This is a genomic window from Leptospira sanjuanensis (assembly GCF_022267375.1).
GTDB classification, from domain to species: Bacteria; Spirochaetota; Leptospiria; order Leptospirales; family Leptospiraceae; genus Leptospira; species Leptospira sanjuanensis.
Genome location: NZ_JAIZBH010000001.1, coordinates 730,988 through 743,804 on the forward strand (window position 1 = coordinate 730,988; position 12,817 = coordinate 743,804).

Genomic DNA, 12,817 nt, shown 5'->3' on the forward strand with positions numbered 1-12,817 from the left:
TCAATTTTGGTTTTTCTTCATCTCCTCTTCGTATTTCAGTCTTCTTGAATATTCTTCCGCTTCTTCTTTGCCTAAATTTTTAATCCGAATTTCCATCAGAGCCTTTTCTCTCGCTTCTCCCTTTACGTTCGAATTTTTTTGAGCCCAGTCGGCTTCTTCGTTTTGGGTTTGTTTTTCCTTCTTTTCCCGTTCTTCGATTTCCTTATAAACGGCGTCCATACGATCGGCTCCGTCCTTGCCGAAGTATTTTTCGCGAATACTTCTCGTTTTGCTGTTGCGATCGGACGAACTCATCTTCGTCAGTTCTTTGTCCCGTAAGAACATTTCGGTTTCGTATGTATTGTATTTCGGCTCTCTCGTCTTTACGGTATTGTAATATTGCCCGTAGACATTTTTTCGATATTCTTCGTATTTCTGCATCCGTTGATCGCCGTTTAAGGATTCGGTGTCCTTCAGAAAACCGCCGAGGGAATCCCGGTAGGTTTCCTCCGCTTCTTCCATACCGAAGATAAGTTTTGCGTCGTTTTCGGAAAAGAATTCCCTTCTCTTCTTCTTAACGAGTTCGTATTTTTCGGCGCGGCTGAGTTTGTCCGAAAGTTCGAATTCGCGCATCGTCGTTTCGTAACGCAGATAACCGGAAAACAGTTTCATCAGATATTCCGCGTCTTTGCCGGAGTAATGATCCGCGATGAAGGCCCGGATGATTTCGTTGCACTGTTCGTAGACGACGTTTTCGGGGCACTGTCTTCGCAATCCCCAAAGTTCCGAGACAAGATTGACTTCTCCCGTCGTCGCATATTGGATGAGATCGTCGAAGGAAAGCCAGTTTCCGTTTTCATCGAAGATCCTTCTCGAAGTGTCGACGACCGCTTGGTTTAAAACCCATTCTCCCGATTCGTTGCGCTGCAGCGTGAACTCGGCGTCCTCTCCGGTCGAAGAGCCGCCGGGGCCTTTGCCTCCGCTGAAAAAGACGAACCAGACCAATGCGATGACGATCACGCCGATTAAACCGACGACTATGGGGAATGTAATTCTTTCCTGGAGAGATTTCATGGACCTGTGATTCTTAAAAAATTCTTTCTCAAGGCAAACCTTTTTTGTTTTTTCCGAGAATGCGTTCGGATGAAATGACAATGAAGTGCAACAGAAAAGACCGATTCTTTATTACCCTCAAGGAACCACGGGAGCCGAGAAAATTTTTTCCGGATTTACGAAATTGGAAGTGCGATCGTATCCGATCGAACGGATCGGAGAATTGGTTTCGGAAAATCCGGAAGTTTTGATCGCGAATACACGGTTGAAAGTGAATGCGGAAAACGTCCGCAAGTTTCCTTCGGTGAGAATTTTCGCGACCGTAAGTTCGGGCACCGATCACGTGGACTTCAATTCTCTGAAAGAATCCGGTAAGATCTTTCTCAACGCCCCCGGATGCAACGCGGGTTCCGTCGCCGAATACTGTTATGCGGGATTGACGGGTCGGTTTTCCGAATCCGAACTGAAAACCAAAACGGTCGGAATGATCGGTCACGGAAATACGGGAAAAGAATTTCATAAAATTCTAATATCGAAAGGGATCGACTCCGTTTTTTACGATCCGTTTTACAAGGCCGAGTCCGCGCCTCTCGAAGAAGTTCTGCGGAGTTCCGTGTTGAGTTATCACGTTCCCTTGACCAAGGACGGGTTCGAACCCACGTATCGGTTCGTTTCCGAAACCCTGATCGATTCCCTGCGACCGGGAACCGTCTTTATCAACACGAGTCGGGGAGAAATTCTTTCTCCGAAGGCGTTCGAACGACTGATTGCAAGAAATGATATATTCAAAATATTAGATGTGTTTGATCCGGAACCTCCCGCCGAAGAAACCGGCAGGATTCTTGCGGAAACTACCCAATCCGTTTTTACTCCGCATATCGCCGGTTACAGTCAGTTGGGAAGAATCAGCGGAACGTATCGTGTCGCCGAAAAATTATCGATTTTGTATCAAGATCGCCCTTTGCCTCCCTTGGAATCCTTTTTACAGACTTCCGGAGAATTTAAAACTTCGACCTTTTTAAAGGAAGAAGACGCCCTCTTGCGCGATTCTTGGCGCAACGGCGACCGGGGATATTTCGAAAGAAGAAGAAATTCCTATCCGATCCGTTTGGATTGGGGTTTGGTTTGAGAGGAATGTTGTCGGAACAAAAACAGAATTTTCTTTATAGCGGGATTCCGGAAATATGAAGCAATTTTTGATTTGGAACGATTTCGCTACTTATCGCGGAGATGGATTTTCAACCCTGCGTCACAGCCATTTTTACATTCAGATAAGTTTACCCGATTCCGGTCGCGTTCAATTGCGCAATCGCGACGGGGAATGGAAGACATACAACGCGGTTTTTATTCCGTCGGGTGTGAGCCACGAAATGCGGAAAGTGGAAGGCAATTTGACGTTGTTGTTTTTAGATCCTTTGACAACGGGCTATCATCTTTTTTACGAAAGAAGTCTGGCCGCCAATCACTCCGCATTCGAAGTCGGAGATATATTTACGGATCAAAGAAAGGATCGGATCGCGTCCATCGTTCAAACGTCCGATGCGGACGCGCGCTCGCAACTTCTTGAAATTCTAAACAAGGATTTTCCGATGAGAACGAAAGGAGAATTGGACGAGCGCATTCAAAAAAGTATTTCCAATGCGGAACTGGAGGATTTCTCTCTTGCCCGTTTGGCGTTTGACGCTCGATTGTCCGTCGAACGGTTTCGTCATCTTTTCAGACAGGAAACCGGCGTTCCGTTTTCCGCGTATCGTCTATGGTTAAAAACGAAAAAGGCAGTCGATCACCTGGGAAGTCGTCCTCACTTGCTCGACGCGGCGCATGAAGGAGGATTCGCGGATCAATCCCATTTTACGCGCATCTTTCGCCGTTCTTTCGGAGTGAGTCCCTCGGACTTTACGAAAAAAGAAGAACCGTTTCGCGCGATCTTCTTTTCAAAATAGCCGCTGCGTTCAAGACGATTTTCCCGAAATTGAATATCGTTTCGATATTGGAGAGAGGGAAAATGAGTTCAAAAATCACCGCGAGAAACTTGGCTGAGTTGTATTTCGATACGGCTCAAAAATATGCGGATCAACCTGCATTCGGAACAAGAAATAAAAACAAAGAATTCGTTACGATTACGTTTCGAGAAGTTTATGAGACGGGTGTCGCGCTTGCAACGGGGTTGATCGTCGACTTGGGACTGAAAGCCCGCGAACACGTGGCTATCTTATCGGAAAATAGACAAGAATGGATTCTTGCAAATTACGGAATCTTGTTGAGCGGCGCAGCCGACGTTCCGCGCGGCGCGGACGTGACGGACGGTGATATTCGCTATATCGTCTCTCATTCAGACGCGAAGATCGTATTCGTGGAAAACGAATCCCTGTTGTGGAAGGTGAGGAATAATTTAAGCCATCTGCCGAACGTAACTCATATCGTCCTAATGGAAGGAGCGGCGGATTTTACCGATAAAAAAATAATCCGAATGGCGGACGTCGTCGCGAGCGGAAAAAAATTACGAGCCTCCGGAGATCGCAAAGTGGAAGAACGAGTCGCCGCGATTCTACCGGACGATCTTTTTACCATCATCTATACTTCCGGTACGACGGGAGAACCGAAAGGCGTCATGTTGACACACGCCAATATGATCTCGCAATTGCGCAACATTCCGATCGACATCGGCCCTAAAGATCGATTCCTTTCGATTCTGCCCGTCTGGCACAGCTTCGAACGGGTGTTTCAAATGGGAACGATCGCTATGGGAGCCGGGCAATATTACACCAATATTCGAAATATTAAGGAAGATTTAACGATCGTAAAACCTACGTTTATGGCGTCGGCGCCCCGATTGTGGGAAAATATCTATCACGGGATTCAATCGAAAATCCAATCCGGATCGGCAATCAAAAGAATCCTATTCAAAAGCGCTTATGTTTCCGCTCTAAAGGTTCGACGGTCTTTGCATTTTTTTAAAGGGAATCGTCTCGATTTAAAAGGACGGAATATTCAACAATCCTTATGGATGGGCCTTCGGTCGATTTTGTCCCTCGTCGTATTCACGATTCCTTATCTACTTCTGGACACGATCGTTCTAAAAAAAATTCGACAGGCAACGGGAGGGAAATTGCGTGGTACGGTTTCCGGCGGAGGATCGCTGCCTCTTCATATCGATGAATTTTTTAATGCGATCGGAATCCCTCTGTTCGAAGGATACGGTTTGACCGAAACTTCTCCCGGTCTTGCCTTTCGTACTCCCGGTCATTTGGTGATCGGAAGCGTGGGACCGCTTTTTCCGGAAGTGGAAATTCTTTTAAAAGACGTGGAAAGCGGAAAAATATTATACCCGCCTCAAAAAGGCGTGAAGGGTGAGATTCACGTACGCGGTCCCCAGATTATGAAAGGTTACTATAAACGTCCGGATGTTACCGCCAAAGTCCTCACCAAGGACGGTTGGTTTAACACCGGCGATCTCGGGATGATAACGTATAACAACACGCTCAAGATCGTGGGCAGAACAAAAGAGACCGTCGTTTTACTCAATGGAGAGAATATCGAACCGGTTCCGATCGAAAACAAACTCGCACAATCTCCGTTGATCGATCAGATCATGGTCGTCGGACAGGATCAAAAATTTTTAGGAGCTTTAGTGTTGCCGGTCCTCGATAGATTTCAAGAATACGGAAGGACGTATGAAGAACTCGCAACCAATCCGATCGTGCGTGAAAAAATCCTGCGCGAAGTAAAAGACACGATGAATTTTGAAAACGGATTTAAAAGTTTTGAAAAGGTGGGAGACATTCGTCTGCTACCGAAGGCGTTTGAAGTTGGCGATGAACTCTCGGCAAAAATGTCAGTCAAACGTCACGTAATCTCGGAAAAATACAGAGACCTTATCGATTCAATGTATCTATAAATTTTGCCTTATGGAGAATTTACGTTCTACGAATCTCCCGTTCCCCAATTGATGAACTGCTCTCCCTTGGCGGGTTGGCAGTTTGGACAAAAGAAGGAATCATAACCTAAGACGTTCGCTCTTCGGATCGTCGTTCCGCAGACGGGACAAGGTTCGTTCTTTCGGTTTCGCACTTTCACGTGATCGCGCACCTTGACTTCGAGGGGGGCGTGTTTGTTGCGGATGTATTCGATCGAACTCGTGAGAACTACTTTGATGCTTTTGTATAAAAGCGATTTCTCTTCGGGAGAAAGTTTGTGAACGGGAGTCTTAGGATGGATCTTTGCCGCAAACAGAACCTCGTCCGCATAAGCGTTTCCTAATGCACTCAGCTTGGTTTGATCCATCAGAAACACTCGGGTCTGCTGGCGAGCTTTTTCCGTAAGCTTGAAAAAAACCGCTTCGGTGAATTCATCCGAAAGGAGATTTACTCCCTGATTTTCGTATTTGGGAATTTGAGAGATGTCTTCCGGTTTTAAAAAATAAACCTTTCCCATTCTCGTGTCGTCCGCGTAATTCAGAATCGGACCGTTCGTAACGATCCGAACACACAGATCCTTTTTTTTGTATTTCGATTCGAGCGAAAACCTACCGGACAACATCGGGTGAATAATCATATTCCATTTTTCGAATACGAAATTCAAAAACGGACCGTTTCGTTCGATGGATTGGAACGAAACTCCGGAAAAGGTTTCTTCCACGGAACCGCCGGTGAGATTTCGTACGACCACCGGATCGACGATCTCTACGGATTGGGCGGTCTTACCGATAAGTTCGGGGATCAATCGTTCCCGAATGACGACTAAGTCCGGTAGTTCAGGCATACAGCGATTGGATTCGAATCCGAACTTTCGTCAAGAATCAAAAGGGAGAATTCCTCTTTGTAAACCGAATCGGTCGCTGAGTTCCTTCGTTTTAATGCGAAGTGCGTTTCGATACTTAGCCGGCATTTCGCTGCCGTTCGCAAAGAATCTCGAATATTTTTCGATGAGATGAGGATAATGCCGTTCGAGGGCCTGAAAAACCAAAGCCTTGCTATCGGAAGAATCCGGTCCTCCGAACAAGGTTAAGGTTGCCGGGAAGAGATAACGAATGCCCGCGTCTCGAAATGTTTGAAAAAGAAATTCCAAGTTTTCACCCGTATCGCTGATATGCGGAAGCAAAGGCATCAAACTAACTCCGCTGTAAAATCCTTGTCGGAGAGTTTCTTTCAATGCGGAAAGACGCAGGCTCGGCGGTGTCGCGCCCGGTTCGAAAATTCTCGCAACCCCGTCGTCCAACGTGGAAAACGAAAACGTAAGAAACGATTTCGAGGAAAGCCGATCGCGCAAATCAGGAGGAAGAATCGCGGCTTTTTCGATTTCAAAGAGCAGATCCAAATCCCGGAGAACCAAGTCCGATTTCGTGAGAATATGAACCGGGAATCGATACTTTAAAATAATCTGAAGTAGTTCACGGGTGAGTCCAATTTCTTTTTCGGATGGCAGATACGGATCGGTCGCCGAGGACAATACGATGATCCCGTATTGATTCTTCTTGGCTCGGTTCCAAAGCTGTCGATCCAAAACTTCGACCGCATTCTCCTTAACGGAAAGTTTATCCTCGGTGTTCAAACCGTATTTGCTTCCGCCGACGTAACAATACAAACAACGAAAGGAACATCCGCTGTACGGATTGATCGTGTATTCGTCCAAAAACCAAGGATCTCTTCTCTTGGTTTTGTTCAGGATCGTTTTAATCCGAATACTTCGAGGCATATTTGGAGGATCGGCTCAAACCGATTTGGATTTTCGTCTTAACGAAAGAAGATATCGTTTCGTCCGTTTTTAGTCTTGATTCGAATTTACGAACGATGTCCGGATGAAATTTTGCGATCGTTTTGATCGCCCATCCGATTCCTTTCTTGGTATGGAAATCTTTCGTATCCGCTTTTGTTAGGAGAAGTTGAAACGTTTCTTCGACGTATTTTTTTCCGAGACCTTTTTTCACCGCGTAATGAGAAGCGACTCCGACGGAACGAACGACCCATGCGTTTTCGTGATTCAGAAATTTTTTCAACATCGGTAAGGAGTCTTCCGGGTTTTTCAAGAGAGAATGTCCCATGACTCTTTCCCCTACGATATCGCAGACATACCATTCGTCTCCGAGGATCATGTATTCCACGGCCTTCTTCCAGGAAGTTTGGAAGTATTTTTCCAAACGAAGCTGAAGCATCATGCCTGCGATCACGTTTCCTCCCATCGTTTTTCGAGCGGTAATCCGATCGAGAAAGGCGATCTGCTCTTCGTCTGCGATTCTTCCGTGAAGTTCTTTTGCGGCGAATTCCAGCAAAGGAAATTTGATCTTTTTGGTTAAAAGTTCGGATAGAATTTCTTCGCCGATCGCATTCGTTTTTCCTTTTGAAGATTCGAAACTGCGGTCGAGTCGGGCTTTGATTTCTTTTTTGGAAGTAATGGAATCCATCGGATGAGAACGATCTTAAAATACGAAAATTTATAAGCCGCGGCGCCGTTGACTGTCAATATTCTTTAAGTCCATTCTTATTTATAGCCGTATTCATTTGTTCCGACAAACCGATCCACACGAAAAAGATTTGCTCTTTTGGGAAGAAACGATTCGAAGCGAACCAGCGCCGTTTTTCCGCCGAAGTTTTTTGTCCTTGGAGGAACGTTTTACGGAAAAATTCCCAAAAAAAGCGGTTGACAGTTTAAAGAATCTAGTGTGCAGTTACACATGTGTAGATACATGTATGTAGATGCACACTAAAACAAAGGAGGCGCTTATGCTTTCCGTGCTGGAAAAAAAGGAGCTGGAATTTTCTCCCTCCGGTCTTTATCGGATTCGCTTTCAGGATTGTGATCCCTTCGGTCATTTGAACAACGCGCGTTATATGGATTATTTTATGGAGGCGAGGGACGATCATCTCAGGGATTTTTACGATTTCGATCTGTTCGAACACGCTTCGAGAGAAGGAAAGTCTTGGGTCGTGACCCGCGCGCAGACTGCTTATCTGGAACCGGCTAAACAAAACGATCTGGTAAGAATCGTAACTCGTTTGACCGCAAAGAGCGACGGGACCATTCGCAACGAAGATCTAATGTATGACACCGCCGGGAAAAAACTCAAGGCGATGGCTTGGATCGACTTCGCGTTCATCGATTTGAAACGGGGAAGACCGGTTCGTCACGGAGAAGAACTGTCCTTGTTTTTCGATTCGGTTCTTTATCGGGATTCCGGGCTTGAAAACGGAAATTTTGACGAGCGCGTTCGGGAGATGAGACGTACAATGGCTCCCGGGGTGGAAGCGATCCCCGCTTAAAAACTTCAGAGGTCGTTATGGTCAGAAAATCGGAACAAAGGGTTGCTAAAAAGAATTCCGAAGGGGAATCTTCCAATCCCACAAGGGAAGAATTGCTGACCGTAGGTTTGGGATGTTTGAACTTCAACTTGAAACGGGCATCCCGAGCCATCGCGCAATACTTCGATCACGTTTTGGATCAAGTCGGCCTGACTTCTCCGCGTTTTAATATTCTCATGACGTTAGGCACCACGGACGGAATGGAACTCGCTCCGATGGCCGAACTCCTCGTGATGGATCGAACGACTTTGCTCCGTAATCTCGAACCTCTGGAAAATTTGGGGTATGTGGAGGATATTCCTTCGGACAACAAACGCGCGCGTAAAGTCGCGTTGACCGCCGCGGGTTGGGATGCTCTTCGGCTTGCATACCCGATTTGGAAGGAGGCGCACGATCAAGTCGTATCCAATCTGGGGATTCCGGAATGGAAAACACTCATCAAGGGTCTCAGAACGGTTGCAAAAAAAAGAATATTCGAAAATCAGAAAGTTTGAATTCTTTCTTTATGCGAGCCACTTTAAAATCACTTTCGTGAAATCGGCTTGAACGGCCGGCTTACTGACGTAATCGTCCATTCCCGCTTCGATACATTTCTCCCGTTCTCCGGTAACGATTCCCGCGGTAAGCGCGATGATCGGAACTCTTCTTCCCATTTCCAAACCCCGAATCGCCTTGGTAGCCTCGTATCCGTTTAAGTCCGGCATTTGGATGTCCATAAAAACGAGATCGGGAATCCAGCGCAGATTTTGTTCGATAGCTTCCAGTCCGTTTTTCGCTTCTATAATCTTGGCGGAAGGGAGAATTCTCGCAACGATGCTTTTGGTAAGAAGCATATTGACCGGATTGTCTTCCGCGATCAGGATCTTCGCGAGTTTTTGAAGGGAGGGGGCTTGTTCTCCTTTTTCGTTCGGCTTTGTAGTTACGTTCGGTTTCTGAAGAATTTGGCTTCTTCCCAGCAAATCGTAAAGCTGCCGAATATAAATCGGCTTGGTGATGACCTCCTGAATTCCGTTTTTTTGCGACGCTTCGATCGTGTCGGAATCGTCGGATGCGCTGCTGAGTAGCACGATCGGCTGTTCTTCGGGCGAAATTTTTAATTTTTCGCGGACGATCTGCGCCGTTTCTAATCCGTCCATAAACGGCATGTGATAGTCCATTAGAATCATATCATATCGTTTTCCGGTCGATAATCTTTCTATTACTTCGGTTCCGGATTTCACGCATTCGCAGGGTATATTCCGTAATTGTAACATACCTTCGAGAATTTTTCTGTTGTTGTCGTTGTCGTCCACGACGAGCAGATTTCGGATGGATTCGGTTTTGGGCCACTCTTCCGTCTGATCCGCGATTACTTCCGCGTTAAGATCGAAATAGAAAGTGCTTCCTTTTCCTAATTCGCTTTCAAGATATAGCTTGCTTCCCATCATCGAGAGAAGCTGACTGGAAATCGTAAGTCCGAGGCCAGTTCCGCCGAATCTTCTCGTAGTCGAGGCGTCTTCCTGGGAGAACGCGTCGAAGATACGCTTTCGATTTTCGGGAGCGATTCCGATTCCGGTATCCCGCACCGAGAACCGAAGAATGACGAGATTTTCGGACTTTCGTTCCATCGTTTCTATTTTGAATTCTATCTCGCCTTCTTCCGTGAATTTTACCGCATTCCCGATCAGATTTACGATGATCTGTTTCAAACGAACGCTGTCCGCACTGACGAGCTTCGGTACCGAAGGAGAAATGTTGACCAGAACTTCCAGATCCTTTTTATGCGCCTGGAATTTGATCATGTTGATGATTTGGCTTCCGAGTTCGAGAATGTCGGTGGGCACGTAGACGAGCTCGAGTTTTCCGGCTTCAATTTTAGAAAAATCTAATATGTCGTTGATGATCTCGAGCAGTGAGTTCGCGGATTGGAAAACCGTGCTCATATATTGATGTTGGGTCGAATCCAAAGGAGTTCTCAGCAGAAGATCCGAAAAACCTATGATTCCGTTGAGAGGAGTTCTGATCTCGTGGCTCATGTTCGCCAAAAATTCCGACTTGGCGACGTTGGCGCGTTCCGCTATCGCTTTGGATCGTTTTAATTCTTCTCTTTGAAGACAACTTTCCGTGATGTCCTGAGTGAACATCATAATTCCGCCCACGGCCCCGTCGAGTTGATACCAAGGCCGTACTTCCCAACGCAGATATTGATCGTGTTCCCAGCCCGACGGTCTCCATACGTCCTCTTCGTTTTTCAGGATTTCACCTTTTAAACACCGCTGGTGAATCTCCTTCCATTCTTCGGATATGTTCGGAAACACTTCGTAGTGCGATAATCCTATGATCGATTTTCCCCGGAGATGATATTCGGCTAACCACCGTTCGCTGACGGCGATGTATTTGATTTCCGTGTCGAACATGGCCACCGCGGCCGGCGCGTGCTCCACGAACGCGAGAAGCCTGGATCGTTCCTTGAAAAGCTCTATCTCCATTTTCTTGCGTTGATCGATGTCGTATAACGCGCCGTAGATTCGTTTACAGACTCCGTTTTCAAATTCCGCGCTTGCGACGGATCGAACCCAAAGTTCGTTGCCCTTTGCGGTAACGATTTGCATTTCGATATCGTACGGAGTTCCGTCGTGAATGAGTCGATTGAGCGCCTCGGTGACCTTGTTGCGGCTTTCTCCCTCCTTTATGAATTGAAGACCGGTTTGAATCGAAGGGACGTAGTCCGGTTCGACCTCGTGCATTTCTTTTGTCACCATCGACCAAGTTCCGAATCCGGTCGTCAAGTCCGCGTCCCAGGCTCCGATCCGTACGAGTTTGCTCGTTTGTTCGAGAAGCGCCTTTGCTTGGATCAACTCGCTTTCGAAATTTTTACTTTCCGTAATATCATGGGTGATCACCATCACCGAATAATCGGGTAGATCAACGGGAAGCGCGGTTACCTTAGTCCAGATGATCGAACCGTCTTCTTTGATGATCCCGACGGTATCTTTTACGATTTTGCCTTCCTGTTTTGCCCGCTGACTCGGCAGGTCTTTGGTTGCAACGGGGCGTCCGTCCGCGTTTACATACGTTCTATTTTTATGGAGATCGCTCTTCAGATCTTCTTTGCTGAGATCGAGAATCTTTTCGAGCATCGGATTGATTTTGACGATCTTGTCGTTTCTGTCGATCAAAGTCACGCCGACCGGAAGCGCTTCGAATAACGTGTTCAATTCAATGTCGCTCTTTCGAAGCAGTTCGGTGGTCTCTTTAATGGGTGTTATATCGTTTACGATTACGTAAAAACCGTTGCGGATTCCGTTTTGTACGTTCGGTATATAGTGCGCGAGAGTATCCTTGTACGATTGCCCGTCGGGCATAATGATCTTTCTTTCAAAGCTCTGTTCTTCGCCGCGCAATGCGCCTTCGATGTACGGAATATTTTCCGAATATAGTTTTTCCCCGAGAAGTTCCTTTAACGTTTTTCCGAGTAAGTCTTTGGGTTTGATTCCGAACCAATGATAATATTCTTCGTTCGCAAACCGATTGATCAGATCCTTATCCCAGTATGCGATCAAAGAGGGAAGATTATTGAGAATTTCGTTGAGCAGTGTTTCCAACGGACCAGAGGCCGAACCGTTTTCGCGGGCGTTTCGATCGGCGGATTCGATTCCGCCTAAAATACGAATCGGAATTCCGTCCGCATTAAGAATGAGTCTTATATGGGAATTGAAATCCCTGATCCCGCCTTTTGAGTCGAAGGAAAGAACGGCATCTTCTTCCGCGGTTCCGCCTTTTACCGACTTCTCCGCGAACGTTCGGAATTTTCGGACGGTTGCGTCCGGAATCAAGGTCGGGTTGTTCTTCCATTTTTCGATATCGGATTGATGAAAACCCATCGTGGAAAGAAATTTCGGATTATACCAAACTTCTCCCGGAGATTCCAAATTGAAAATCCAAAGTCCTTCGATCGCGCGGTTTTGCATGAATCGAAAGACGTCGAGATCAGCACGGATCCATTCGTAAAGTTCTTGTTCCAAAAGGGATGACATAAGCGTCGAATTCAAGATGTTCTTATTTAGAATGAAGGACTCAATAAATTGATAAAAAAATTCCAAGTCAAATTAAAATTCAAAATGTCCTGAAATCGCGTTTCACGGCCGGAACGAATGACCGGTAAAATTTCATGGGAAACCGCCCGAACCGTTTCTTTTGGCCCTTTTGCAATTTTTATGTCAAAATAAAGGAGGTTCGCTCCGGTAAAACAAGGAAGAATTCCGTCTTACAATCAGGGTTTTCGATTCTTAGGATTGTGTGAAAGCGAAGTCGGACGGGAATTCGGAATAATATCCGCGAACAGAAACGAAGAATATTCAAAAAATCGAATCTACTTTTTCGAGACCGGAGCCTAACCGATCGACGCGGCCGAACTCGAGGGGGTGCGAAGCGAAAACGGTCCGGAAAAAAATAATTTTTATTTCAAATCAGGCTTTGCAATCCCGATGCCGGAAGATCAAATGGAGGCC

10 protein-coding genes are annotated in these 12,817 nt (G+C 46.3%); 5 read left to right on the plus strand and 5 right to left on the minus strand.

The window, feature by feature from the left end; genetic code table 11:
* Positions 1 to 1,053, minus strand: a complete 1,053-nt coding sequence (locus tag LFX17_RS03370; RefSeq protein ID WP_238745022.1) for a lipase chaperone — start codon at positions 1,051 to 1,053, stop codon at positions 1 to 3.
* Positions 1,054 to 1,138: 85 nt separating this feature from the next.
* On the opposite strand from LFX17_RS03370, the gene LFX17_RS03375 reads away from it, so the two are divergent.
* From LFX17_RS03375 to LFX17_RS03385, 3 genes are all read left to right on the plus strand, one after another.
* Positions 1,139 to 2,161 (plus strand): NAD(P)-dependent oxidoreductase, encoded by a 1,023-nt coding sequence (locus LFX17_RS03375; RefSeq protein WP_238745024.1) that lies wholly within the window; start codon positions 1,139 to 1,141, stop codon positions 2,159 to 2,161.
* A gap of 55 nt (positions 2,162 to 2,216) precedes the next feature.
* The gene (locus tag LFX17_RS03380; RefSeq protein WP_238745026.1) at positions 2,217 to 2,975 is read left to right on the plus strand and encodes a helix-turn-helix domain-containing protein; all 759 of its coding nucleotides are present in this window, start codon (positions 2,217 to 2,219) and stop codon (positions 2,973 to 2,975) included.
* A gap of 62 nt (positions 2,976 to 3,037) precedes the next feature.
* Entirely contained in the window at positions 3,038 to 4,930 is a 1,893-nt protein-coding gene (locus LFX17_RS03385; RefSeq protein WP_238745028.1) for an AMP-dependent synthetase/ligase, read from the plus strand.
* Between the two features lie 26 nt (positions 4,931 to 4,956).
* Here the strand turns inward: LFX17_RS03385 and LFX17_RS03390 are convergent, their stop codons facing one another.
* Genes LFX17_RS03390 through LFX17_RS03400 form a run of 3 tightly spaced genes read right to left on the minus strand, consistent with a single transcriptional unit; the run spans position 4,957 to position 7,432 of the window.
* Positions 4,957 to 5,793 (minus strand): Fpg/Nei family DNA glycosylase, encoded by an 837-nt coding sequence (locus LFX17_RS03390; protein ID WP_238728904.1) that lies wholly within the window; start codon positions 5,791 to 5,793, stop codon positions 4,957 to 4,959.
* A gap of 30 nt (positions 5,794 to 5,823) precedes the next feature.
* Positions 5,824 to 6,726, minus strand: coding sequence for an SPL family radical SAM protein (locus LFX17_RS03395; protein ID WP_238745030.1), 903 nt, complete (start codon positions 6,724 to 6,726; stop codon positions 5,824 to 5,826).
* On the minus strand, positions 6,704 to 7,432 hold the full coding sequence (locus tag LFX17_RS03400) for a DNA alkylation repair protein (protein ID WP_238745032.1): 729 nt from the start codon (positions 7,430 to 7,432) through the stop codon (positions 6,704 to 6,706). The genes LFX17_RS03395 and LFX17_RS03400 overlap by 23 nt, the downstream gene beginning before the upstream one ends.
* A 319-nt stretch (positions 7,433 to 7,751) precedes the next feature.
* Here LFX17_RS03400 and LFX17_RS03405 point away from each other — a divergent pair, with 319 nt between their 5' ends.
* On the plus strand, positions 7,752 to 8,288 hold the full coding sequence (locus LFX17_RS03405; RefSeq protein WP_118957507.1) for an acyl-CoA thioesterase: 537 nt from the start codon (positions 7,752 to 7,754) through the stop codon (positions 8,286 to 8,288).
* A gap of 17 nt (positions 8,289 to 8,305) precedes the next feature.
* Positions 8,306 to 8,821 (plus strand): MarR family winged helix-turn-helix transcriptional regulator, encoded by a 516-nt coding sequence (locus LFX17_RS03410; RefSeq protein WP_238745034.1) that lies wholly within the window; start codon positions 8,306 to 8,308, stop codon positions 8,819 to 8,821.
* A gap of 9 nt (positions 8,822 to 8,830) precedes the next feature.
* Here LFX17_RS03410 and LFX17_RS03415 read toward each other — a convergent pair whose 3' ends face one another.
* A complete protein-coding gene (locus tag LFX17_RS03415; RefSeq protein WP_238745036.1) occupies positions 8,831 to 12,358 on the minus strand; it encodes a PAS domain-containing hybrid sensor histidine kinase/response regulator in 3,528 nt (1,175 codons plus the stop codon).
* Between the last annotated feature and the right edge of the window lie 459 nt (positions 12,359 to 12,817).

Excerpts from the sequence above, each read along its gene's own strand:
- LFX17_RS03370 (WP_238745022.1), bottom strand. The coding sequence starts at position 1,053 with ATGAAATCTCTCCAGGAAAGAATTACATTCCCCATAGTCGTCGGTTTA.
- LFX17_RS03380 (WP_238745026.1), top strand. The coding sequence starts at position 2,217 with ATGAAGCAATTTTTGATTTGGAACGATTTCGCTACTTATCGCGGAGAT.
- LFX17_RS03385 (WP_238745028.1), top strand. The coding sequence starts at position 3,038 with ATGAGTTCAAAAATCACCGCGAGAAACTTGGCTGAGTTGTATTTCGAT.
- LFX17_RS03390 (WP_238728904.1), bottom strand. The coding sequence starts at position 5,793 with ATGCCTGAACTACCGGACTTAGTCGTCATTCGGGAACGATTGATCCCC.
- LFX17_RS03395 (WP_238745030.1), bottom strand. The coding sequence starts at position 6,726 with ATGCCTCGAAGTATTCGGATTAAAACGATCCTGAACAAAACCAAGAGA.
- LFX17_RS03400 (WP_238745032.1), bottom strand. The coding sequence starts at position 7,432 with ATGGATTCCATTACTTCCAAAAAAGAAATCAAAGCCCGACTCGACCGC.
- LFX17_RS03405 (WP_118957507.1), top strand. The coding sequence starts at position 7,752 with ATGCTTTCCGTGCTGGAAAAAAAGGAGCTGGAATTTTCTCCCTCCGGT.
- LFX17_RS03410 (WP_238745034.1), top strand. The coding sequence starts at position 8,306 with ATGGTCAGAAAATCGGAACAAAGGGTTGCTAAAAAGAATTCCGAAGGG.